Source organism: Nocardia sp. CDC153 (assembly GCF_035818515.1).
In the GTDB taxonomy this organism is placed as follows: domain Bacteria; phylum Actinomycetota; class Actinomycetes; order Mycobacteriales; family Mycobacteriaceae; genus Nocardia.
In genome coordinates, this window is sequence record NZ_JAYKYU010000003.1 from 1246416 (window position 1) to 1270352 (window position 23937).

Genomic DNA, 23937 nt, shown 5'->3' on the forward strand with positions numbered 1-23937 from the left:
CAATGTCTTCTGCGGGCCGCGCCCGAGTTCTGCGTTGGGCGGCCATCGCCGCCACCGCTGTCAGCTCCACCCTCCTGTTCGCCGGGCCCGCGGACGCGGCCGCACCGGTGGTGCTCGGCGGTGGATCCGGGGTCTACGTGGAGGATTTCACCTCCACCGATACGGTCAGCGACTGCACGCTGACGGCCGTCGGCTACGACAACAAGAACCAGCTCGTCGGTCTGACCGCGGGCCACTGCGGTGAGGTCGGCGCGCGCGTCGCCGCCGAGTACACCCGCAGCGGTGGCATCGGCGTCATCGCCGAGCGGAGCGACCAAATGGATTGGGCCGTCATCGTGTTCAATCCGGAGAAGGTGACCGCGACCCGTCAGGTCGCGCAGTCGGTGATCAACTCGGTCGGCACGCCGCCGCAGATCGGGGAGAGCGTCTGCAAGAACGGCCGCACCACCGGCTTCACCTGCGGTCCGGTCTGGGAGACCAAGGCCCTGACCTTCCGTAGCCAGGTGTGTGCCAACCACGGTGACTCGGGTGCGCCGGTGCTGCGCGGGGATCAGCTGGTCGGAATGGTCGTGGCGGGCACCGACTTCAAGGCCGGGCCGATCGATGTCGAGCTGCCGCTGTGCGAGGGTGGCGGGAATCTGATCCACGAGCCGGAGCTGTCGACCAATATCACCGCGGTGCTGGCCGATATCGACCGCCACGGCGGGGCGGGCGCGGGCTTCCACATCGCCTGACGCGAGAGACGACGAACGGGGCGTGACCGGATTCGGTCACGCCCCGTTTGCTTGTGCGGCAGCGCTTTTCAGTAACCGACGGTGAAGCGGGTGCGGCGGTGGCGGGGCTGTTCGATCTCGTCGAGCACCGCGATCGCCATGTCCTCCATGGAAATCGCGGAGTCGCCGTTCTCGTCGACGAGCAGCTCGTCGCGGCCGATCCGGAAGACGCCGGTCCGCTCGCCGGGTTCGAACAGGGCGGCCGGACTGATGTAGGTCCAGTCCACCGTGTGTCCGGCGCTGCGGAACACCTCGAGCTGACGGTTGCCGCCCTCGGCGATGGGGAGCAGTTCGGCGGGGAAGTCGGGCTGCTCGGTGACGAGCTTGCCGGTCCCGGCGACGGTGAGGCTGCCCGCTCCGCCGATGACGACGAGGCGAATTCCGCTGTCCGCCAAGCCCTGTAGCAGGGCCGCGGCGACTTCGGGGTGTTCGTGCTCGGAGCCCGGCCGCGGCCGGGTCGCGCCGACCACGACATCGCTTCCGGCGGCGGCCTTCTCGACATCGCGGGGGTCGGCGGCATCGCCGATCCACACCTCGACCTGGTCGGGCAGGTGGCGCAGCCGGTCCTCGTGCCGGGCGACGGCCCGTACCCGGTGGCCCCGGCTCAGGGCCTCGGCGACGACTCGGCTCCCGGCATCGCCGCTGGCTCCGAAGACGGTGATCTGCATGGTCTTTCAGCTCCTTGAAGAGATCGCGGTCAGGCCGCGAGACGGGTCTTGGCGTTTTCGGCCGCGGGCGTGGATTCCACCGCGCGGGGCGCGCCCGAGGTTTGGCCGAGCAGGGTGCCGCCCAGCACGATGGCCATGCCCAGGATCTGCAGGACGGTCAGCGACTGGCCGAGCGCGGCCCAGCCGATGACGGTGGCCGAGAGCGGGCTGAGCAGGCCGAGGAACTGCACCGAGGTGGCGCTGGCCCTGGCGATGCCGCGGAACCACAGGGCGTAGGCGACGGCGGTGCCGATGAGCCCGAGGTAGAGGTAGCCGCCGATATTGCGGGCGTCCAGCGCGGGCGGCGCGCCCTCCACGAGCGCGGCGATCGGCAGCAGCATGAGTCCGCCCGCGGTCAGCTGCCAGCCGGTCATGGCCAGCGGCGTGACGCCCTCGGGGCGTCCCCAGCGCTTGGTGAGCACGGTGCCGCTGCCCATGGCGACGGCCGCGACGATTCCGGCGAGCACCCCGAGGGTGTCCAGGGCCGCGGTCGCCTTGAGGACCACGAGCGCGACCCCGGCCATGCCGATCAGGCCCGCCACGATCTTGCGGCCGGTGAGTCGTTCGATTCCGGCGAGCGCCGCGAACCCCACCGCGAAAAGCGGTGCGGCCGAGGTGAGTACGGCCGCCACCCCGCCCGGCAGCCGGTAGGCGGCGACGAACAGCAGGGCCGTGAAGATTCCGATGTTCAGCACGCCCAGGACGAGCGCTCGCGAAATCCATTGGCCGTACGGCAGTTTCCGCGTCAGGGCCAGCAACAGCAGTCCGGCGGGCAGCACGCGCATGACCGCGGTGAACATGGGCCGTTCGGGCGGCAGGAAAGTAGTGGTTACTGCGTAGGTCGACCCCCACACCAGCGGCGCGAGCCCGGTGAGGGCGAGCGTCCCGGCGAGTCCGGCGGCTCCAGCGCGTGAGGTGGTCATCGGTAGCTCCTCATTGATAATCTCAACGTTGAGATAACACCATCTTAAGTACCTCACCGTCAAGTATCTCAACGTTGAGATTATTACGAGCAGGAGGAGCCCCGTGCCCGACGCCGTCGACCAGATCACCGCCGCCTGGCGTGCGCAACGCCCCGACGTCGACACCTCCCCCATGGAGATCTTCGGCCGTCTCTCCCGCCTGGGCCGCCTCGTCGACCGCGAACTCACCGACTTCTTCCGAGGTCACGGCCTCGAACGCTGGGAGTTCGACGTTCTGGCCACCCTCCGCCGCTCCGGCAACGAATCCGGCCTCAGCGCAGGCGCTCTCAACAAGGCCGCCATGATCACCTCCGGCGCCATCACCAACCGCATAGACCGCCTGACAGCCAAGGGCTGGGTCGACCGCGTCCCCGACCCCAACGACCGCCGAGCCATCAAGGTCGTCCTCACCGACTCCGGCCGCACCCTCGTAGACCGCCTCCTCCCCCTCCACGTATCCAACGAGGAACGCCTCCTGTCCGCCCTAACCCCCACCGACCGCCAAACCCTCATCCCCATCCTCCGCAAGTTCTCCGAATCCCTCGGCGACCTCTCCCTGGATTGAAACGCGAAAAAGGCGGCGCTCCCATGAGGGAACGCCGCCTTTCGCGTATCGAAACAGTCTGCCCACATTTACTTTTCGGACGAACAGACCGCACAGCCACCGCCGGGCAAGCAGGCGGCATCGGGGAGCAGATCCTGGATGCCCCGGTCGAGCGCCGCAGCGACGAGGATGAGCTCGTCCACCCGGAACGACCCGGGCGCGGCCAGCCGGAGGGCGAGCACCGAGTCCGACAGACCAAGGCGCCCCATCAGCTCCATCTCATTCACCCCCGCCTTCGCGATCGCCCGCCCGACCCGGTTCCCGACACACCTGTCCATCCAGTCCACAAGACCGCCTTCCACCCCTTCGCCCACGCCACCACCGGCTGCGCCTTCGCAGCTCATGGCAGCATTTGAGCTATCGTTCGAACATGTGTTCTATTATCCGGAGTAACGAGATGAGAGTTCAACGAACTCCATCCGCACAATCCGTGGGAGAACCCGCAATACAGAGCGCAATACAAATATCTGCGGGAAAGGCGAACCCTCTTGGCTGACAACCTATTCGGTGATTACATCCGGCAACGTCGCGAAGACGCCTGGCTGACCCGCACCGAACTCGCCAAGAAGGCAAACCTGTCCGTCTCGCTCATCGAAAAGATCGAACTGGGCACCCGACCCCCGACCCTGCACTCCCTGCAGATCCTGTTCGATCACCTGGATGTGGCTCCGATGTACCGACGTCACATCCTGGCCGTCAGCCTGCCCGACCTGTTCGGCACGGACCCGCGCCGGAGTGCGTCCGCACCCGGTCCGGACGACCTGGCCGACCTCGAAACCCTCACCGGCCCAGCCAGTCTCTACGCCCTGCCGACGTTCACGATCCTCGCGGCCAATGCGGCCCATCGACGCACCTTCCCCGGCCTGCCGCCCGGCATCAGTTTCGTCGAATGGATGTTCCGTCACCCGGCCGCCCGCGAGGTCATGGTCGAATGGCGCACCGCGGCCCGCAACCTTGTGCACAGTCTTCGCATGCTCTCCCCGAACCCGGCGACCGACCCGGGTACCGCGGAGCTGGTGCGGAAATGCCAGAACGCCCCCGAATGGGACGAGCTCTGGCACAGCAGGCCACCAACCGGCGAGAGCCTGCGGCACATAGCGATTCGCGATATGACGACCCACCACGTCCAGACCATGGGCGTTCGGATCTATGCCCCGGAATACCCGAGCCGGGCATGGTGGCTGTGCCGACTCACCCGTGGCTGCGCCGACTGACCCACGACGGTAACCACCGCCGCGGGCCGGTCAGTGGCCACCCGTATTCGACGTCAGCTGATCCGTACCCAGGAGGCGGAGTTCGCATTCGCGGTGACGGCCTGCAGGGACGAATCCGTGACCGCCAGGACCGACACCTTGTCGTTCGCATTGAGCGTGGCATTGCCGGTGACGGTGACGGTAGTGGTGGAGCCCGCGGGCACCGACTTCGCGGCGCCGGTGATCACGGGGGTGCCATTCACCGCCAGCTTCAAGGTCACGTTCATATCGGAGAACGAGCCTCCGGTGAACACGATCGACGCCGCGAGATTCGCGTTCGATTTGGAACTCGACGCGACCAGGCCGTCACTGGAAACCGACGATCCGGGATAGTTGGTGGTATCCGCGGTCCATCCGGTGATCTGCGCGTACTGCGCATTGATGGTCGTGGACCACGCCGCCCCGCTCTTCGTCATTCCGGCGGGCCGCATTCCGATGACGACGGCACAACTCAGCGCCCCACTACCGGACCATTGCGCGAGCTGTCCGGTAACGGCCGCCGCAGCGCCGGTGGTGGCGAATGTGGCTGTGGCGAAGGCGGGTTGGACACCGATGGCCGATCCGACGCCGTAGAACGACGCCGCGGCGGTGAGCTTCGGCACGATCGCGGCCGAGAGCCCTCCCACCGCGCCGAAAGACGCATCGCGGACCCGGAGCAGGCCCTCGGTGGCGAATGATGCCGAGACGACCGCCTTGCTGCCGCCGCCGACAACAACGGACGCGGCGGCCGAACCGGTGCCGCCGAAATTGCCGATAACGGGCTGCCAGACCCCGACCACGGCCGACAGCGCGCCCAGGCCGGTACCGCTACCGGGCAATACCGACGTGGCATTGAACGGCGCGGTCAGCACCGTCGTGCCGCTGAAGGCGGCGATCAGATACGGCGGGATGACCGGTACGAGTCTTCCGTCGATGACCGTGAGCGATGCCGTCGGCGGCGGAACCGTCATGGTCGGCGGCGCCGGGACAGCGGATACCACTGTCGGCGCGGCGGGTGGTGTCGCGGTGATCACCTGTCCTGGTGCTGTCACGGCGCCCTCCGATTCTGTTGCGGTTGAGCGAATTCCGGGCGTGTGCCGGTCAGCTGACGGTGAAGGTCGGGGTGATCAGCAGCTGTCCCTGGGCGCCCAGGGTGGTGGGTGCGATGGCGACCTTGTCGATGAAATCGGCCTGGCCGCCGGTGGCCGTCTTCCACAGGCCGGCGTAGTTGTAGGTGTTCGCGGGCAGGTCGATCGCGACCTGGGAGCCGGTGACCTGGCCGTTGACCACGGCTCCCCAGGTGCTGGGCTTACGGGCGTAGGCGGGCGAACCGCCGCTGGCCTCGTTGATGCCGGTCGAGCCGGGATCGTTGACGTGGACCGAGACGTAGACGACATTGCTGCCGGCGATTCCGGCGTAGGCGTTGGCCAGAACGTTCTTGGTGGCATTGACGGAGATGGTCATGACGACTCCTTTTCGAGGGGAATGTGTTGCGACAGAGGGTTTTTCGCGGACCGCTAGGTACGCAGTACGGTGCCCTCGTACCAGGCGTAGGTGACTGCCGGTGTGGTGGGATAGGTGACCAGCATGGTGTAACGCGAGTTCGCCGGAATGGCGTCGGCCGCCACGTTCGACACGGACCAGGTGGCCGCGGTGCTGGTGACGGTGGCGTTCCATGTGTCCAGAACCGCGCCGCCGGGGGCGGTGAGCACGATCTTCACCGTGGTGTTCGCGGGGAAGGTGGCCGTGCCGGAGGGCTGGATCGTCTGCACGAAGCTCGCGCCGGTGGTCAGTTTGAGGGGTTCGATCGTCGGTTGATATCCCAGAAATCCGGGATCGACGGGTGCGGTCATGTCCGCTTACCTTTCTTGATGGTGTTGGACCTCGTCCATCAGCTCCGGTGACAGGTGCAGGGCGGGGACGCGTCCGGCGCGGGCGGCCTCTATCACGCCGCGCAACACCACCAGCGCCTCCCGGAAAAGCACTGTGACCCTGTCCAATTCGCGGATGGAGGCCTCTTGCGCGGATTCGACCGCATCCAGGCGATGGGTGACGATCCGCAGTTCTTCCGACACCCGGGCGAGCGTGGCCAGCGCGATGTCGTTGACGTCCTTGGCCACCGATACTTCGGTGCGCAGGTTCTCCGCGGGTGCTCGCAAGCGGGCCCGCAACCAGGCGAAGAACGCGGACGCACCGGTGCCGCCGAGGAAGGTCGCGGCGCTGAGCACCGTGGTCTCGACGAGTGGCATCAGGCGGCTCCGGCTCCCGCCGACCCGGGGTGCTCGATGGCGGTGACCAGATCACTGCCCGCATCCGCGGCCGCGGCGAGCACGGGCTCGTTCCTGACGATCCAGACATTGACGCTGCGCAGGATCTCGATGGCCGCCAGCACCGCCGCCCCGTACCCGGCCACGGAGGTCGGTGCGTACTGGAACAGCATGGCCGCGACCGTGAGCACGGTGATCACGCCGCCGATGGCGGACACCACCGTCTTGGCATTGCGGGCGACCACGTCGCCGGCACTCACGAAGCCGCTTTCGGTAGCGCCGCGAGGATCTCGCCACCGGTCTTGGCTACCGCGTCGACCAGCGTCAGGTTCTGTCCCGCCGCGTTCAGACCCAGCTGGGGCCAACCGTGTCCATCCGGGCCGAGCAACTGCCCCCAGATGTCCTGGACCTTCTGATACAGGTCCGCTTGCTGCGCGTCGGTCAGCGCCATGAGAACTCCCTGAGTAGTAGGTGGCGTCAGCCCGAGCAGGCGACGCAGATCATCGACGCTGCCGCGAAACGCGTTGGCGTCGACGGTGTGTCCGGCGACCTGGGCGGCATCGGTGAACTGGAGCAGATCGACGGCTTTGCCGCCGAAACCGTTCCAGTACGGCGAGGCGTCACCCGGATACAGATCGGTGGCGAACCCGGAGCCGCCGACGTAGCTGGACTGGATCAATCCCGGCACCTGCGATACGTCCGGGCAACCGATCTGCTGCCAGTACCAGCGCGGGATGTAGGAGAGGTCGATACGCTTGCCGCGCTTGTTCACCTCGCTCACGAATGCCCAAAATGTGGTGATGCCACCGGAATTGGCTTCGAAGTCGATCATCGCGGCGGCGTCGCCGAGGTGCTCGACGAACAGCTCCGCCTGGGCGGCCGCATCGCAGTCGCCGCGCAGGTAGTGGTAGCCCGCGACCAGCAGCCCGTTCGCGTGCGCGGCGTCGCGATAGGCGGGCCAGGTCGCATCGATGAAGTAGTCGCCCTCGGACACCTTCGCGAATACGAACGAGAAGCCTTCGCGCGCAACCTCGGTCAGATCGATATCCGGCCCGTTGTTGTTCGAGATATCGATGCCGAACAGCGTCATTCTCGAACCACCTGATAGCCGGCCAATTCGAGCGCCGCGTCCACGCTGGGGTCCGGATGCACGTAGGAGCCGGGCAACCGGGTCATGGTGATGGCGGACCCGTCCGGCCGCGCCGCGACGATGACCGCCTCGGCCGCCTGCTGACCGAACGCGTCCTGCGTCCACACGATCACGTGGCTATTGCCGCACAGCGGTTCGGACAAGGCGAAATGCTGTGCCGGACCGGCGAAGCCACCGACCGAAAGAGATGTCTGTGTAGCGGTTTTCATGTGTTTGGCCTCTTCTACGTGAACAGATAGTGGATAACCGTGGCGACGCCCGCGGCACCCGCCGCGCCCGCGCCGCCACCGCCCGCGGGAAAGCCACCCGGATTACCCGAGCTCCCGCCGCCACCGGATTGCAGGACTTGCCAAAAGGAGGGATTGCCGGCGTCTGCGGAAACCAGGCCGGATAGCCCCCCGCTCGCGCCCGACCCGCCGCCGCCACCACCGCCGGCCAGGAGGGCGATCACATCACCGGACACCGATTCCCCCGGATTGCCTTTCGTTCCGCCCCGCCCGCCGCGTTGAAAGGCGACGCCGCCGCCGAAACCGCCGTTGTTCGCGCCCGAACCACCCACGGCGGTCAGCAACTTCCCGAAACTCGTTGCACCACCGTCATTTCCGCCGGAACCCGGCTGACCGACGGTCACCTGAACAGGTCCGGTCAGCATCGCCGCGGGGATTCGCCGGCTGGATACGACGGCTTGTCCGCCTCCGCCTCCGCCATCGGTGCCGCCTGCGCCACCGGCACCCCGCAGAATCAGATCGATGGCGAACAGCTTCGGTGGCGGCGACCAAATGCCCGAGGTCGTGAACACCACGAGGTTGGTCGCGAACATCAGCTGGTCCGTTCGATGACGTAAGCGATTCCGGCGGCGCCGTATCCGCCGGGAGCGGCCGCGGTGGCATTGGCACCGCCGCCACCACCGCCACCGGCCGGGAACGCGCCATTGCCGCCGCCGTCGTAACCGGTCAGGGCGCCACCGCCACCGCCACCGCCGGTGGCGATGATGGACGCGGGCGAAGTGCCGGCCTGACCAAATGGCGAGCCTGCCGCCCCACCGGGCGAAACGCCGCCCTGACCACCGTTTCCGCCATTGCCGCCGGTGAATCCGGCACCACCGCCGCCACCGCCGCCACCACCGTTGAGCGAGTAGGACGAGATCGAATTCCCGCCATTGGCCGCGGTCGGGTAGACGTCGCCGATACCCGCGGGCCCGCCGTGGCCGCCCGCGCCGCCGAGAATCATCCCGGCGCCGCCCGCACCACCCGGCCCACAGGTGCCCAGGCTGGTTTGACCGCCTTGGCCACCACCCGCGACCAACCAGGGACCGAAGGATGTCGCCCCGCCGGGGAAGCCCCACTGCCCACCGGCACCACCCGCCGCGCCGCCCGCACCGATCGTGATGGCGATCGGCTGGAAGTTCCCGTTGCCGTCCTGAGGCAGCAGCGATGCGGGGATGGTGGTGTGCACCTCGCCGCCGCCACCGCCGCCACCACCCGCACTTCGACTGCCCGCCACAATGTTCCACACGCCGCCGGCACCACCAGCACCTCCACCGATGAGAATGACATCGATGGAGAGGACACCCTTGGAAGGTGTGTAGTTCTGGGAATTCGTGAATGCGATCGCGTTGCCCTGCAGCAGGATCTGCTGAAACCGCGTTTGCAACGAGGTCATTGCGGGGAGGACATCGGAGGGATTCGAGGACGCGGTTCCGGTGATGGGTCCCGTGATGCCCGAGGAGATCGCGCCGACGCCCGCCACCGCCGCCCGTGCCTGAGCGTCGAGGTTGTCCGCCCACTGATTCATGAATTCCAGCGGATGGACGCCGAGTACATCGACGCCCGCCAGTGCGCGACATAGCCCGGCCAGCATTTCGTCGATGGCCGTGCCGACATAGTTGGAGAGATTGAAGCTGGATCGCTTCCCCAGGTTGTTGAGGACGCCGGTGGTCATCGACTGGAACGTCTGATTTGTGTAGTTCTGAACCGTGTTCGGGTCATTACTGAAAGCGGCGGCGCGGCCGTCGGTGAGTCCCGATAGGCCACCCGTGCCGAAAGATCCACTGGGATGGGCTTTATCGGGTGAGGTCATCGCGGCGACGCCTCGTCCGGCGTCTGCTCCGGTTCAACCGACGCCCCCTCCGCTGCCGTCTCGATCTCCTTGCGGCGTACCAGATGATCGAGGTCACCGTGGTGGTGCAGCTGTTGGACGAGTTCGGCCCGCTCGTGCGGGGTCAGGACCGTCACATCCGGTGCGGTGATCCGAGCCGGGCGCGGCGTGCCCTTGGGCATCCACTGGCCGGATCCGTTCAGCCAGTGGTGATGGCCGCGGACCGGCGGATGGTATTCCTTGGTCTGTTGTTCCGGGTCGTGCCGAAAGCCCAAGTCCCACAGGTGCTGTGACCACTGGCGCAAAACCATTGGGTGCACGATCATCGGTGCGTGTTTCGGGCCGGGCAATCCCACCAGAGCCCAGGTGAACGCCTCGTCCGGCTTGGTGGGATCACATTCGTGCTGTTGTGGAATGGACATCCGATTCCATCTCCGATCGACTTAGCTGAAGGTGATGTTCGTATTCAGGTCGTGGATCGTCGACTTGATGTCGTCGATCTTTCGCATGGCCTTGACCAGCGGCTCTTCCACTTCCTGGTTGGTTCCGATGGTGATCTGCCAGGCCGGGGTGGTGCCGCGCTGCCACGCGAGTTCCAGCTGGGTCACCTGATCGACGAAGATCTCGCCCGGCGGCATACCCATGACGGTGCTGCCGACCCGGTCACCGAGGAAGAAATGCCCCTGACCCTGATCGCCGATGTAGAAGGGTTGGCCGTCCGCGACGGTCAACTCGTGGGTGGTGAATGATCGCGTCGCCCACAGAGCCGCGCTCAGGGCGGTGAGCGAACTCAGGCTGTATGCCTCGTCGGCGCCGTCCTGGAAACGCTCGTAGTAATGCGACCACCCGGCCCCGGCGGCGCGGAAGGCGTCCTTGTAGGACACCCACGCCAGCAGCGTGTCCTTGAACCCCGGATAGACGAAGTCCCTGGCCATTTGAGAACCCATGGCAACGGGGTCGACCAGCGCGATTCCGAGACCGAAGGCGATCGCTTCGGCGACGCCGCCGAGGAAGGCGCCGACCGCCTCGCAGGCGGCTTCGACCCCCTGATTGACCACATCCGGGGAATGCCCACCGGTCAGGATCTGTACATCGGTGAAGGGCGTGATGGTGAATGCCGAAGTCTGCACGCCGGTGTGCAGTTCGGGTCGATAGATCACCCAGGGCGCATGGGGCAGGGTGCCAAGCCAGCCCGGATTCTTGTACTCGGCAGGGTCATTCGGGTCCGGAAGCCGGTTCGGGGTCTGCTCGAGCATGTCGTTGGCGTAGACCTCGGCCGTGTAGATCAGACCGTCGAGGACGCTGCCGCCCTGGCTGGTGCCGGTGCTGAAGCCGCTCTTGTCGACGATGTCGACCACGAGCGCGCCATTGCGCAGATTCGCACCCGGCCACGGTGGCGGGTCGCCGACCAGCCAGCGCCGGGTAGTGACCATCAGCTGTGCGGTGGCGAGGGTGTCCTTGGCCAGGTCGTGGAACATCTTGAACCGGGAATCCAGCACGGTCCAGATCGAGGAATCCGACAGGACATCTTGCGGCGCAACGACAATCGACCAGTTCGACTGATCCAGGTTGAACCACTGGCCCAGGTCGAGCGGATCATCCGGCAGCGCCCACAGCGACATCTCCAGGCGCAGCACGTTGAGGAACAGCGCCAGCTTCAGCATCGAGATCGACGGGCCCGCGAGCACGAAGTTCTGCGGGATCTGAATCGCCGCCGGCAGCAGCGGATTCGACCAGATGCAGATGTGCTTGAGTTCCTCGTAGGAGTGCAGGAAGGTCATCTCGACCGTGGTGACGCCGTGCTCGTCCTGCTTGACGACCGCCTGCGACATCCGGCCGTCCCACCGCGCGCCGTCCTTGTCGACGGTGATGTGGATGTTCTGCGTCGTCCTGGACTGCGAGACCGCCCATTTCGCGAGGTAGTGCTCGAACGGCAGGACAAGTACACCGGTTCCGGTCTCGTTGAGCAGCCAGGTGAAGGAGCCGCTGATCTCCGCGGCGCAGATGCCGCGCAGCTGCCAGTTGCCGTCCCACAGGCGGATGAGCGGGGGCATCGCGCGCTTGGCCTTGCGCGCGGCCTTGGTCGACTGGGCGTTCGTGTAAATGCCGGGCAGGTCGTTCACCGTCGTCACTGCAGCCCCCAGGGCCGTGACCAGTTACGAGGCTGGACAACCATGACCGAAGCGCCGGTCGGCGCACCGGTCACCTTGACCGGCAGAACCGTCGACGGGGTGTAGGGCGGCACAACGTATTCGAAGCTCACCCCACCCATCAGCGCCCATATCTGGGAGCCGTCGGCCGCGACCACCATTTCCTGCGACGGATCGGTGTCGACCACCAGATCCTGTCCGGCCCGGGTCACCGGCATGGTGATCTTCCGGTTGGCATCCGCGACCGCACGACCGTAATAGTTGTTGCCCCAGGAGAAATCGGGCAGTGTCCACTGTCCCGGCGCGGAACACACCCACTGCAGATACATCGGCTGGTCGGTCGGATTCGAGATCGTCACCGTGCCGGACTGGGAGCTGCCGTTGGTCGTATCCGTCGGCGACGTCCAGGTGCTGGTCACATTGTTCTCGACCCACCACGGGACACCCGCCGAACAGGTCATGGTGACCTGCCCCAGAGCATTCAGATGCGGATCCTTCACCGGCTTGAAGTCCGGCTGCTCGGTCAGTCGGAGCGCGAGGGACCGGGAGCCGTAGTCCGTCGTCACCGTCATGACCGAATCGGTGTCGTACGCCCAAGCCTTGCGCCAGGCGCTGTCCACCTGTTCCCAGCTGCGTCCGGGTACCTGAAAGATATTGACGCCGAAGACGACGTCGCGTTTGTTGGTGCTGTATCCGCCGTAGGTCGACCCGTTCTGGAACGCCGTCGCGTTCCAGATGGTCGTGACCGGCGCGTCGTAGAGCCCGCTCGGAGCGGTCCCGAGCTCGACGCCTTCCCGCCCCCGACCCTGTCCGCTGATCGTCCACGTCGAACCGTCGACGCCGGAGATCGTAATCAGCGCTGGACTCGGTGCCACCGTCTCACCTCAATTCTGTTGTGTTGCAAGCAATTACGTATTGGTCGGCAGCTCATTCAGCTGACGTACACCGACACCAGCAGACCCGCGCCGACGGCGATGCCCGTGCCGTTCTGGACCATCTGGACATCGATCACGTCACCGGCCAACAGCACCGGCTGCGCCGAAATCTGCAGGTCCAGTGGACTTTCGGCGACGAGGTTCGTGCCCGCCGCGAGGGTGAGGGACGCGAAGGTCTGCTGCACCACGCCACCGCGCAGCTGGCGAACCGAGAGCGTCACATTGTTGGTGGCCGCACCGGTCACCGTCGAAAATCCCGCCGGGGCCACGACACTCACGTCCGTGACGGTGTCACCGCTGTAGAAAGCGGGTTTGTATACACCCGCGACGGCCACCGCGGCGGCGCCGCCGGCGGTCTGCGCGGGCAGTGTTGCCGAATAGATCATGCGAGTACGCCGTTCTCGTTGTGAATCCTCATTGCAGGGACGCCGCTACTTCACGCTGTGCGGCAAGGGTTTGCGCGCGAGCGTGGGCGTCACCGAGGTGATGGGTGGTGAGGTTGATCGTGGTGGAATGATCGAAGTGATGGTTGTTGGCGGCCACGGGCAGGGCCGCCGAGGGCACCGCGAAGGAGCCGCTGCGCACCGCCATCACCTGCAGGTCGCGGCCGCTGATCTGGAGCGTGTCATTGTTGATCGCCTCCAACAGCGCCGAATGCCGCGCCGTCGCCGCGGCATTCACCACGAACTCGCCGTTGGACGCCATGATCGGCACCTGATCGTCGCGCGGACCGCCCGGCCCACGTACCGGTCCGCCGGTGGCCATGTGTTTCGAGGCCCAGCCCACCATGACGTCCCCGATCCCGCCGAGGCCGATGCTGCCTCCGCCGAGCCAGTCGGGAACCGGGATATTGAGCTTCTGGAGCACGGTCCCGATCGCGGCGACGATCACCGCGACACGCTTGACCACCGTGTCGAAAACGCCCCCGATCTTGTCGCCAAGCGAACCGAAAGCATCCGAGATCCCGTCGGTCACCGACTTGAATCCCGCTGTCGCCGAGGCGAACACCTTGTTGAAGAAGTCGCCCACCGGATCGAGCACGGTCTTCTTCACGGTCTCGAACGCCCGCTGCACCGTGCCCCAATGGGTGATGATCACCGTCACCACCCCGATCAACGCGACGATCCCCGCCACGATCAGCGCGGCCGGGGACTTCAACATCGAGGCGTTCAACTTGCTGTGCGCTCCGATCCAGGCCTTCGTAGCCCCCTGCGCGTTCTTCTGCGCGGTGGACGAGTCCTTGATCGCTTTGGTCAGATCCGTGAAACTCTTCGGCGACTTCCCAACATCGGCGGCCACCTTCCTATGGGCGTTCTCGTGGTCCGCCATGGCCTTGAGATCGTCCTTGACCGCCGAATTCTTGTCCTTCAGCGCTTTTGTTCGAGCCTTGACTTCAGCGACCAGACCTTTTCCGCCGTCGATCTGGTCTGGACTAGTCGAACCTGGGCCTGGCCTCTTCAATTTCGCGATCGTGTCCGCGTGCGTTTCGGCGAGCTTCTGCTGCGCCGCATAGTACGACGGCATCGGTTTACCATTTCCATACCTATGCGGACGCATTTGCTTACCGATAGTCATGGAGAGATTCTTCTCGGCTTCGCTCACCTCTTCGAAGCTGAATCGCTCGGGGTACTTCTTCCTTAGTGCCTGAAGTTTGGCCAGGACCTTCGAGTCGACTTTCGACATGTCGGTGACATGCCAATGGACCTTCCCGCCACGCTTTACCGTCTCCTCATCCTTGGCAAGCTGGCCACGACGGCCCAACGTCCTGCCAGTGCCGACCTTCCCGTACTTTGCCTCATGGCCAACGCGGTCGCGACCCCGCCTACCAGCATCATAGAAGCGGTCGCCCACATTGGTTTCGAACCGTTCTTCTACGCTCCAGCCTTTGTCACGCGTCCAGCCGCGGGTGATTGCCAGGCCGTCTCGGAAATCATCACCGTACTGCGAAGAAAAGCTTAGAGCTTTGTTCTTCCTGAGCCAGGAGAGCCGATCCTTGTGCTTTTCACCAGGGGGCTTGGGTTTATTGAGATACTCCTGATACTTGGACTCTTGATTGACAGATAGTTCATACCCATCAGCCGGATCTTCGTCCAGCCAGGATTTACTTCCACTCATGCGCCCGAACTCCATTACTGAATCCGGCACGCCGGAAACGATCGAGAATTTTCATAGACTAAATAGATGCGAAAGATCCAAGGCAACTTGCCCAGCAAGAAGGAAGGGTCCCGAAAACCTACAGCGCGGACGACAAAGAAAGCACGTCAATGAGTACGCATATTCTCACCGACGTGTACGAACGCCATCCCAATGCAGTCATCGGGATGGCGTCTAGAAATCAGCTTCGAGGAATGGAGGCCCTTATAGCTCCGGACGACCCTTTGCTACCCATACTGCGTAGTCGTTCGCAGAATGGCCGTAGACCCAGGTCCACTCCTCGCCAGTTCGGCGGTGCGCCGCCGTCAGAATCAGCGACACCACATCAATAAAGACCGCGTTGAACGGTTCGCTGACCACCGGTTCAAATCCACGTCGGTCGAAGAAGACGTTCGTATCGCGGTCATCGGAGATCCGCACGTTCATCCATCGGCCTTCGAACCCGCTACGAATGAACGTTTCGCCCAGGTAGCGCTGGAAACGATCGGCCACCTCTGCGTTCTCCGGCTCCAATAAGGGATCAGCTGACGAGAACCTGGCCATCAAGCTCTGCTCCGCATGGGTCAAACCCGCCGCGGTGAACGGATCGGCCGGCATATCCGGCACATCCACCGAGAAGAACGTCTCGAGCGCACCGTCCATCTCCGCCAACCACGCCAGCCAACGTGGATCGTGTTGATCCTTCTCACGCTGACGCAGTCGCGCCTTGCTCAGCTTGCGGTAGCTGCCCATCTGATCCCCTGTCGCACAATGGGTTAGCGCAGCTGGTGCTGACGCCAGAACTCTCCGGCTTCGGAGTCGCTACGGGTGCCCGCGATAAACGCGTCGAGGACGCCGTCGCTGGCAGGGTCGCCGTGCTGGTCCTGAATCATGAGCGCGTAGACGCCGAAACCGTCCGACTCGGTGCCAGGACGGTAAGGGACCAGGACATCCAGAGAGTCTTCACCCAGGTCGAATTCGTAGACCTCGGCGATCAGGGCGCCGTACTGGTCACCGTCGCCACGCGAAATCGTCCCGTCGTACACGATGACGCCTCGGGCAGCCGACCGCATCTTCAGAAGTCCCCGACCGAGATCCAACGGTGACTCCGGCTCGCTCTCGGTCAGGTCGACCAACGTCACCTTCGAATCGTTCGGACCCACATAGGCCAGGAACGGACCGGCCGACCCCTTCGAAACCCACTGCACCGCGTGAGCGACCATCTCTCCAGCCAACCGCGCCGCAAGCTGCATGTTTTCCAACTGACACAACTCCAGTACTCGATGAGTGGGGCGGAATACCAACCTACTGGTTGTGGTTGCGACTCGCGCACACGTAATGGACGACCGTCTCGATATCCTTCCGGGAACCGGCGACGCTGCCCTCGTCGTAGTTGTTCCAACGGAAGCGGAGAACGGTCTTGCCGTGCTCGAGATGGACGCGGCCGTAATCGATCCAGGCATCCGGGCCGTCGTACTCGTAGATGCGACGCCAGCCGTTGGCGAGGTAGTGCTCGAGGAGTTCGTTGAAGCACTCGGTGGGGATGTCCTTTTCCTCGGACATTCCGAGGACACGCTCTCTCACACCGGAGATGTGCGCGTAGAGCATATTGCCGATCATCGCTTTCGCTCCTCCCGATCCCCATCACGGGCATCATCAGACTAGTTCGTGGGATATCGCGGCGGTCGGCCGCGGTGGTGTCAGCGTCGGCCGCCGGAATAGGTCAGGGACTTGCGGGCGATGGCCGCGGAGTCCTGGGCGTGGGCCTCGTTGACCCGCGGCGCGCTGATATTGAGCTTCAGTGAGCGGTCGAGGCGGTCGCCGGCCGAGCTGAGCGGTTTGGCGATGACCAGTTGGGGGCGGTCGGATCGGGTCAGGGCCCGGGCCTCCTGCCCCGCGGTGCGCGGCAGCGACTTCGCCGCGGCGGCGTAACCGGAATCGAGGGCCGAACGGATCCCGTTGGCCTCGTTGTTGATTGCGCGCAGCAGGTCCATGTGTTTGGCGGTGGAGGCGGCGTTGACCACGAACTCGCCGTTGGACATCATCACGGGGACCTTGTCCTCACGCGGGCCACCGGGACCGCGGACCATGCCCCCGTCACGCATCTTGGTGGACCACTCGATGAGGGAATCACCGATCTTGCCCAGGCCCAGGTTGGTTCCACCGGCCAGCGGAACCCAACTCGGAACGGTGAAGTCCAGGGACTTCAGCACCTCGCCGACGGCCCGCACGACCGTGGCGCACGCCTTCTTCAGGGTGTCGAAGACCCGGCCCAGAATATTGCCGACCGCCTTGAACGCGCCCGAAACCCCCTGCACGGTCGCCTGGAACGCCGGGACAACGACCTTGGACCACACCCGTTCGAAGAAATCCGCGACCGGCCGCAGCGCCTTCTCGAAAGCCTTGATCAGGGCGTCCTTCAGCTTGTTGAGGAAGTCCTGGATCTTGTTGATCACCGGCTGCAGCTTGTCGACGAGCTTCATGAGGAAGCCGAGGCCGTCGCCGGTCAACGCCTTGTCGAGCTCGCCCTGCTGCTTCTCGTGCTCGTCGTGGTCCTTCGTGGCGGCATTGTGCTCGGCCGTCGACTTCTTCACCGCTTCGGTGACCGGCTTCAAGCCGGCCGCCGAGGTCTTCGCCGAATCGACCAGCTTCCTGGTCGCTGTCGAGTGCGGCTTCTCCTGGGCGTCATGGGTTTTGCGGGCGGCGTCGAGTTCCTTCAGGGCATCTGCGAGCGCCTTGCCGTCGTTGCCGCCCTTGCCTTTTCCGTTCGGTGTGCCCTTGCCGGACGGCTGCTTCGGACCGTGCGGGCCGGGAGCCGGATGGCCCGGCGTGGGGTGCGTGCCGTCGGGTGTCTTTCCGCCGGGCGCAGCCGGTACTGTCGGCTGGCCGCCAGGCTTTTTGCCGTAGGGGCCGGGCTGGTGTGGATCCGGTCCGGGCTTGGCACCGGGTTGGTTCGGGATCGCGGCTTGCGGCTTCGGCTTTCGGCCCGGCATGCCCATGGGCATGGTGCCGGCCAGCAGGGCCGTTTCGGCGAGGGAATCGTCGTCGGAGTCGTCGTCGTCGGAGTCGTCGCTCTCCGCGGGTTCGTCGTCTTCGGGCCCCGTATCGGGTTCTCCGTCATCGGCACCTGCGTCGTCGGGTTCTCCGTCTTCGGGCTCGGCGTCGGCGCCTCCGTCGTCGAGTTCGTCGTCACCGGGTTCGCCGCCCTCGTCCTCGAGATCCGGATCCTCCGGCTCGGCACCGTCGATATCGTCGAAATCGTCGTCGTCCGGCTGGGATTCCGCCATCGCCCACTCCTTGTTCGTACGTTGCTGCGATTACCGGCGCCCGGCCGCGTAGGTGCCTTCTCGCTGTGCGGCAACGGCTTTCGCGCGGGCGTAGGTGCTTTCGTGCTGGGTCGTCGTGATGTTGATGGTGGTCGAGCGATCGATCTGGCGGGTGGCCACCAGGCCGGGCAGTGCCTGCGCCGGCTTCACCCGCGAAAGGCCCAGCGACGCAACCACTTGCGCGTCACGGCCGCTGACTCGCAGGGTGTCGGTGTTGATCGCCTCCAGGAGCGCGGAATGTCGTGCGGTCGCCGCGGCATTGACCACGAACTCGCCGTTGGATGCCATGATCGGCACCCGGTCTTCACGCGGGCCGCCGGGGCCGCGCACCATACCGCCGTCGGCCATGTGCGCCGACGCCCAGCCCACCATGGCATTGCCGAGACCGCCCAGGCCGATGCTCGCGCCGCCGAGCCAGTCGGGCAACTTGATGTCGAACTTGCTTATCACCGAACCGATCGCATTGACGATCACCGCCACCTGGTGCACGACACCGTCGAAAATGCCGCCGATGCCGGTGCCGAGCCCGTTGAACACACCCTTCACCTCGTCGATGATCGACTTGAACGGTGCCAGGCAGGCCGAGAACACGCTCTTGAAGAAGTTGCCGACCGGATCGAGCACGGTCTTCTTCACCGTGTCGAAGGCCTTCTTCACGGTGTCCCAGTTGGCGATCAGGACCACGATCACATCGATCATGGCCTGAATCGCCTGCACGATCTTGCCGATCGTCGACTTGCCCATGGAACCGTTGAGCTTGTCCTGGGATTTGCCCCAGTTCTTGGTAGCGCCCTCGACATTCTTCTGCGCGCCCGAGGACTCCTTGTGTGCCTTGGCGAGATCGTTGAAACCCTTCGAAGACTTCCCGGTGTGCTCGGTCATCTTCTGATGGTGTTTGTCGTACTCGCCCAGGTTCTTGGTGTCGCCCTTGAGCGCTGTCGTCTTGTCCTTCAGCGACTTCGTCTCAGCGGTGATGGCCTTGGCGTCGGCGCCGTGCGGATCGGGCGTGCCTTTACCCTTGCCCTTGCCGCCGAGCTTGTCCTTCGCGTTGACTGCGAGATCCTGGGCCTGCGACAGGGTATCGGGCAGGTTCGCGGGGTCCATCATCCCGGCGAGCTTGTCCTTACCCGCCTGAACCGCAGCACCTTTCAGTCCCTGCAGTGCGGCCTTCGGATCCCGAGCGGCCTGTCGCCAATCCACGCCGGAGGACATCGCGCCCATCGCGAGACCGCCCGCCAACCCCGCACCCGCTCTCAGCTTGCCGCCGAGATTGCGCTTGGGCTTGCGCTTCGGCTCAACCGGGCGCTTCGGGGCATGAACCGTCGGCCGGGTCCCCTTCGGGTGATCGATATGCGGTGGCGGAGTGGGTTTTTCGGGTTTGGTGGCCGCGGGATGTCCGGGCTCGGAAGGGTGCTTACCGTCGGGCTGCTTGCCGCCCTTATCCTTGCCGTCTTTGCCGTCGTCGAGCGGGTCGCTGGCGGCCAGGGCCGCCCGCAAGGCGGCATCGAACTGCGCATCCCCTTGACTGCTCATCGTCCTACAGCTCCGAATTCTGTGAAATGCGTGTGCCTATCGCCGGCCACCGGCGTAGGTGAGTGCGCGCTGTGCGTGCAGGGATCTGGCACGCGCGAAGGAGTTGTCGGCGCTGCGGTCGAGCGTGACCGTGGTCGAATGGTCGACATCACCTGCCCGCGAACCGGTTCGCTGTACACCGCGGTTGGGGGCGATGTGCGGGCTGCGGCTCAGCGCGGCCATACCGGTGTCGCGGCCCGCGACATTCAGGTGGTCGCTGCTGATCGCATCCAGCACGGCGCGGTGATGCGAACTCGACAGCGCGAGCACGTATTCGCCGTTCGACGCCGAAACCGGAAGTCGGGCACCGCCGCCCGGACCACGGACCGGGCCGCCATCGGCAAGGTGCTGGGTGGCCCAGTTCGACATGGAGTCGGCGATATCGCCCAAGCCGAGATGATCGGCGAATGGGATGTGGTGGATCGCCGAGGCGATCCCCTGCACCACGACCGCGACTTGGTGGACCATCTTCTTGAAGACACCCTGCACCGTCGAACACAGCGCATCGAACGCCCCCGACACACCATCGCTAATGTGCGTGAATGGGCGGATCACCTCGGCGAACACCTTTTCGAAGAAGTTGCCGACGGGATCGAGGACATCCTTCTTCACGACACTGAACGCGGATTTGACCTCGTCCCAGTGCGTGACTATCAGGGTGATCGCGATGACCGCCGCACCGATGGCGAGGGTCACCCAACCCACCGGCGACGCGTCCCACACGGTGTTCAGCAGGTTCTGAACCACCGACCACGCCTTCGACGCGAACCCGATGACCTTCTGCACGATCGATCCGGTGCGAATCGCCTTGGTGAGGTTCTTCAGATTCTTGACCACACCGCCGACCCTGCCGACCATCTTCTTTCCGGCAGTGTCATGGTCTTTGATCGCCTTGAGGTCGGCCTTGAGCGCAGCGCCCTTGTCCTTGAGCGCCTTCTCTTCGTCCTTGAGACCCTTGACGTCGACCTTGCCGCCTTTGAGACGGTTCTTCAACTGCGACGCTTTGTCTTTCGCGTTCGCGGCGGAGTCCTTCAGCGACGACAGTGTGTCCGGTAGGTTCGCCGGATCGGTCATCGCGGCGAGCTTGTCCTTGCCCGCCTGGACCGCGGCACCCTTCAGATTCTGCAGCGCGGCCTTCGGATCCCTGGCGGCCTGCCGCCAGTCCACGCCCGAGGCGAGCGCGGTCATCCCCAACCCACCGGCCAGGCCCGCACCGGCCTTCAGCTTGGGATTGATCCCGCGCTTGGGCTTGTGCGTCGGCTTGACCGGCTTCTTGGGAGCATGTTGCGTCGGGTGCGCGCCCTTCGGATGATGTTCCGGCTTCGGCGGATGAGAAGGCTTGTCCGGCTTGGGCTTCGAGGCGCGGGGTGGCTCGGACTTCGGGGTGTGCGGCCTGGGCGCATGCTGTGGGCGACGCGCGGCCGGCTCGTCCTTACCGGGCTGAGGCTGCCCGCGGCGCTTGTCATCCTTGTCCGCGGGCTGTTTCGACTGTTTGTCCTTCGGGTCGTGCAGCCCCTCCAGCGAGACCGGATGGATCTCGATGTCGAGTCCGGCCAACGCATCTCCGCCGTGCGGACCATGCGAACTCATCGTCTTCCAACCTTTCCGATCTCTGAACAGCCGCTACACGCCGGCGGTTTCGAACCGCACATCATGCTGGGCTCGAAGCGATTTGATCTGCGCGAACGCCGAATCCACATCCGGCACCCGCAAGTCGATCGTGCGCGCCTGGTCGCCATTCGCGGTCCGCACCAGCGCCCCGTCATGCAGGAACGGCGGCCGATAGGCATACCCCACCTTCCGCCGCTCCTCCCGAGCAACTCGCACCACCGATTGATCGATCACGGCCATCACATGAATCCCCGAAGGCCGCACACTCCCCCGAGCCCCCGGCGCCTTCACCAACCCGCCATCGGCCATCCTCGCCGCCCAATTCACCATCAGGTCCCCCAGCGGTTTCAACCCGAAATGGCCAAACGGCCCAGCATCGATCTCGAGCTTCTGCAAAATTTCACCGATAGCCCGAACAATCCCCCCGACCACCGACTTCACACTGCCGACGGCCCGACCGACGACCCCACCCATCCCATTGAACCCGGCCATCACAGCATCGAACACAACCCGATACGGCGTAATATAAATCTTGAACGCCGTCGTGAAAAAGTCCGCCACCGGAACGAGCACATTCTTCAGCGCCCAATCAAACCCAGCCCGAACCTGATCCCAATGCTGCACCAAAGTCTGAACGACGGTTATCGCCAAACTAATAGCCTCAGCCACAGACCCCACAGGCGACAACAACATCGCCAAGTTAATAAGATCCTGCCCCTCAGCCCAAAGCTTAGAGGCCTCCTCAATCAACCCCTGAGCCCCCACCGAATCCACAACTCCGGAAGCAAACTCCGAAACCTTGGAAACCGCATCCCAGACCATCGTTGCGAACGCCGACAAGGCATTCTGAACATGATCCTTGAGCGAGGACAACATACGACTGAACTCAGCGGTCTTTACCTTGATCGCCGCGAGAATCTCGTCACCAAAAGACGCCTGCGATCCAATAGAGGAAGCGTTGCTGTCTGAACCGTTTCGATCGGCTTGCACAGGAGTCGCACCGGCAGAGCCCGCACCAATTCCCACAATGACCACGCCAGCGGCCGCGAGTACAGATACACGAGCGGCACGAGATGTACTCAGACCCTGGAGCACATCGAGCCTTGCATCGTGTCTATCGGCCCGCCTAGCCAGCTCTTGCTGTTTCGGATGGACGATAGGTTCATCATGAAACTTTATTCGATCGGGCCCAAGTTCCGCCTGGGATACCAGAACGCGCCCTGGAGTACCTTTAGCCGTGGCTGGCTTTGCATGAACCTTGAAGAAGTCAATCCGATCGGTTCCCTCACCGTTTCTTATGTCGTCGTAAAGTTCCGGCATTCGCTTTCGCAATTTGCGCCGAAACTCGAAATCAACACGGAGCAGGTCAGCTAGATAGAGACGGGATCCTTGGTAGGCTTTCTCAGTGATTCCATTTACACTGACGTCTCTCGTACTGGTCTGCGCATAGGGTCCCCCCTTGGCCTCTATGATCACCAGTCTTTCATTTATAATAGCTACCACATCGAAGGTATTGTCACCCCTATCTCGGCTGATCAGGATGTCCTTCTTTGGATTGCCTCCAGCAGCTGCTATATGCATCCTGACGTATGTCAGTGCCGCTTCAAAACCTACTTCTGAACCCAAATTGGTGTAGGTTCCGCGGGCATTTCTTAACCGAAAGAACCTAGCCTCGAGCTCGTCTATTGTGTGCGTAGGATACTTGAGGTTCCCATGCGAGTCCTTTTCCTCACGCAATTCACCGAAGCGCGTTCGAGCCTGATCGCTGCTTTTGAATTCCTCCGGAGTCAAGCTTTTGTTCGCCCGGTAGAAGGCATCCAGTTCCGCCTTGTAGCGGTCCACATCCGATTTGGCTTGATCTCGGTTCGATTTGAAGTCGAAGAGACGCTCACCAAATCCGGCGGCTATTTGTGCAACTGTCTGGCCTTTTCGCCGCCGCGTCTCGATATCATCGGAATCAGGCAAAACCGGATCGAATGATATACCCTTCTTCCAATCAGCCTTTAATAGGCCCATAGATCACACACCTACAACATGGCGCAAACTGGTTGCGAATGAGAATGGTTTGGTAATCGGCCAGCCAAAGTAAAAGCCCCGATTAGCTGCTTCCACTAAGGTGCTGATTGGTTCAGCTAAGCGAGAAGCAGGGATTAAAATGGGAGAGGAATCACACGGCGACATCTGATAATCCAAGCGCGCCAACCGTCGTATCCGTAGGGAGCCTTACACCGCTCGACCTGTGATTTGACTTTTAATTCGCACGCCGTCAGGATTTGCACTATATACGCACATACGCGCATAAATAAGACTGCAAGTAAGCCATATACGAAACGCGCTGAACGCGTAAGCCGACCTTGCCGTCAGCTAATATAATGGAAGCATACCTTGGGCATTATCCCGGTCGCGACTAGCGAGGCC

Annotated in this window: 27 protein-coding genes; 3 read left to right on the forward strand and 24 right to left on the reverse strand. The window is 64.2% G+C overall.

Annotated features, from left to right (window positions below):
* Positions 1-2: 2 nt before the first annotated feature.
* Entirely contained in the window at positions 3-734 is a 732-nt protein-coding gene (locus VMT65_RS22335; RefSeq protein ID WP_326310242.1) for a S1 family peptidase, read from the forward strand.
* A gap of 68 nt (positions 735-802) precedes the next feature.
* On the opposite strand, the gene VMT65_RS22340 is transcribed toward VMT65_RS22335, so the two are convergent.
* Both VMT65_RS22340 and VMT65_RS22345 read right to left on the reverse strand, forming a co-directional pair.
* Positions 803-1441: an NAD(P)-dependent oxidoreductase gene (locus VMT65_RS22340; protein WP_326310243.1), complete on the reverse strand. Its 639-nt coding sequence runs from the start codon at positions 1439-1441 to the stop codon at positions 803-805.
* 29 nt (positions 1442-1470) lie between these two features.
* Positions 1471-2403, reverse strand: coding sequence for an EamA family transporter (locus tag VMT65_RS22345; RefSeq protein ID WP_326310244.1), 933 nt, complete (start codon positions 2401-2403; stop codon positions 1471-1473).
* 103 nt (positions 2404-2506) lie between these two features.
* On the opposite strand from VMT65_RS22345, the gene VMT65_RS22350 reads away from it, so the two are divergent.
* Positions 2507-3007, forward strand: a complete 501-nt coding sequence (locus VMT65_RS22350; protein WP_326310245.1) for a MarR family winged helix-turn-helix transcriptional regulator — start codon at positions 2507-2509, stop codon at positions 3005-3007.
* 68 nt (positions 3008-3075) lie between these two features.
* On the opposite strand, the gene VMT65_RS22355 is transcribed toward VMT65_RS22350, so the two are convergent.
* Positions 3076-3390: a helix-turn-helix domain-containing protein gene (locus VMT65_RS22355; protein ID WP_326310246.1), complete on the reverse strand. Its 315-nt coding sequence runs from the start codon at positions 3388-3390 to the stop codon at positions 3076-3078.
* A 144-nt stretch (positions 3391-3534) separates the two neighbouring features.
* Here VMT65_RS22355 and VMT65_RS22360 point away from each other — a divergent pair, with 144 nt between their 5' ends.
* Entirely contained in the window at positions 3535-4260 is a 726-nt protein-coding gene (locus tag VMT65_RS22360; RefSeq protein ID WP_326310247.1) for a helix-turn-helix domain-containing protein, read from the forward strand.
* 53 nt (positions 4261-4313) lie between these two features.
* Here the strand turns inward: VMT65_RS22360 and VMT65_RS22365 are convergent, their stop codons facing one another.
* The 21 genes from VMT65_RS22365 to VMT65_RS22465 form a co-directional block, all read right to left on the reverse strand.
* Positions 4314-5330 carry a hypothetical protein gene (locus VMT65_RS22365; protein WP_326310248.1) on the reverse strand — a complete coding sequence of 339 codons (1017 nt, stop codon included), beginning with the start codon at positions 5328-5330 and terminating at the stop codon, positions 4314-4316.
* Positions 5331-5379: 49 nt separating this feature from the next.
* Positions 5380-5742 carry a phage tail fiber protein gene (locus VMT65_RS22370; protein ID WP_326310249.1) on the reverse strand — a complete coding sequence of 121 codons (363 nt, stop codon included), beginning with the start codon at positions 5740-5742 and terminating at the stop codon, positions 5380-5382.
* Positions 5743-5795: 53 nt separating this feature from the next.
* On the reverse strand, positions 5796-6131 hold the full coding sequence (locus VMT65_RS22375) for an LtfC-like domain-containing protein (RefSeq protein WP_326310250.1): 336 nt from the start codon (positions 6129-6131) through the stop codon (positions 5796-5798).
* Between the two features lie 6 nt (positions 6132-6137).
* Positions 6138-6527: a hypothetical protein gene (locus tag VMT65_RS22380; RefSeq protein ID WP_326310251.1), complete on the reverse strand. Its 390-nt coding sequence runs from the start codon at positions 6525-6527 to the stop codon at positions 6138-6140.
* Positions 6527-6805: a hypothetical protein gene (locus VMT65_RS22385; RefSeq protein WP_326310252.1), complete on the reverse strand. Its 279-nt coding sequence runs from the start codon at positions 6803-6805 to the stop codon at positions 6527-6529. Before VMT65_RS22385 ends, VMT65_RS22380 begins: the two co-directional genes overlap by 1 nt.
* Entirely contained in the window at positions 6802-7635 is an 834-nt protein-coding gene (locus VMT65_RS22390; RefSeq protein WP_326310253.1) for a glycoside hydrolase family 25 protein, read from the reverse strand. The genes VMT65_RS22385 and VMT65_RS22390 overlap by 4 nt, the downstream gene beginning before the upstream one ends.
* On the reverse strand, positions 7632-7904 hold the full coding sequence (locus VMT65_RS22395) for a hypothetical protein (protein WP_326310254.1): 273 nt from the start codon (positions 7902-7904) through the stop codon (positions 7632-7634). Before VMT65_RS22395 ends, VMT65_RS22390 begins: the two co-directional genes overlap by 4 nt.
* A gap of 14 nt (positions 7905-7918) precedes the next feature.
* Positions 7919-8515 carry a hypothetical protein gene (locus VMT65_RS22400; RefSeq protein WP_326310255.1) on the reverse strand — a complete coding sequence of 199 codons (597 nt, stop codon included), beginning with the start codon at positions 8513-8515 and terminating at the stop codon, positions 7919-7921.
* Positions 8515-9636: a hypothetical protein gene (locus VMT65_RS22405; RefSeq protein WP_326310256.1), complete on the reverse strand. Its 1122-nt coding sequence runs from the start codon at positions 9634-9636 to the stop codon at positions 8515-8517. Before VMT65_RS22405 ends, VMT65_RS22400 begins: the two co-directional genes overlap by 1 nt.
* 134 nt (positions 9637-9770) lie before the next feature.
* Positions 9771-10214, reverse strand: a complete 444-nt coding sequence (locus VMT65_RS22410; protein WP_326310257.1) for a phage gene 29 protein family protein — start codon at positions 10212-10214, stop codon at positions 9771-9773.
* 21 nt (positions 10215-10235) lie between these two features.
* Entirely contained in the window at positions 10236-11924 is a 1689-nt protein-coding gene (locus VMT65_RS22415; protein ID WP_326310258.1) for a Gp37-like protein, read from the reverse strand.
* Positions 11921-12817, reverse strand: a complete 897-nt coding sequence (locus VMT65_RS22420) for a phage tail protein (RefSeq protein ID WP_326310259.1) — start codon at positions 12815-12817, stop codon at positions 11921-11923. The genes VMT65_RS22415 and VMT65_RS22420 overlap by 4 nt, the downstream gene beginning before the upstream one ends.
* A gap of 56 nt (positions 12818-12873) precedes the next feature.
* A complete protein-coding gene (locus VMT65_RS22425; protein ID WP_326310260.1) occupies positions 12874-13263 on the reverse strand; it encodes a hypothetical protein in 390 nt (129 codons plus the stop codon).
* A 28-nt stretch (positions 13264-13291) separates the two neighbouring features.
* Complete coding sequence (locus VMT65_RS22430) at positions 13292-15022, reverse strand: hypothetical protein (RefSeq protein WP_326310261.1); 1731 nt, start codon at positions 15020-15022, stop codon at positions 13292-13294.
* Positions 15023-15235: 213 nt separating this feature from the next.
* Positions 15236-15763 (reverse strand): hypothetical protein, encoded by a 528-nt coding sequence (locus VMT65_RS22435; protein ID WP_326310262.1) that lies wholly within the window; start codon positions 15761-15763, stop codon positions 15236-15238.
* Positions 15764-15786: 23 nt separating this feature from the next.
* Entirely contained in the window at positions 15787-16233 is a 447-nt protein-coding gene (locus tag VMT65_RS22440) for a hypothetical protein (protein ID WP_326310263.1), read from the reverse strand.
* An 82-nt stretch (positions 16234-16315) separates the two neighbouring features.
* Positions 16316-16630 (reverse strand): hypothetical protein, encoded by a 315-nt coding sequence (locus tag VMT65_RS22445; protein ID WP_326310264.1) that lies wholly within the window; start codon positions 16628-16630, stop codon positions 16316-16318.
* 80 nt (positions 16631-16710) lie between these two features.
* Entirely contained in the window at positions 16711-18297 is a 1587-nt protein-coding gene (locus VMT65_RS22450) for a hypothetical protein (RefSeq protein WP_326310265.1), read from the reverse strand.
* 30 nt (positions 18298-18327) lie between these two features.
* Positions 18328-19869 carry a phage tail protein gene (locus VMT65_RS22455; protein WP_326310266.1) on the reverse strand — a complete coding sequence of 514 codons (1542 nt, stop codon included), beginning with the start codon at positions 19867-19869 and terminating at the stop codon, positions 18328-18330.
* Positions 19870-19905: 36 nt separating this feature from the next.
* Entirely contained in the window at positions 19906-21498 is a 1593-nt protein-coding gene (locus VMT65_RS22460) for a hypothetical protein (RefSeq protein ID WP_326310267.1), read from the reverse strand.
* A gap of 33 nt (positions 21499-21531) precedes the next feature.
* Positions 21532-23535, reverse strand: a complete 2004-nt coding sequence (locus VMT65_RS22465) for a hypothetical protein (protein WP_326310268.1) — start codon at positions 23533-23535, stop codon at positions 21532-21534.
* Positions 23536-23937 lie beyond the last annotated feature (402 nt).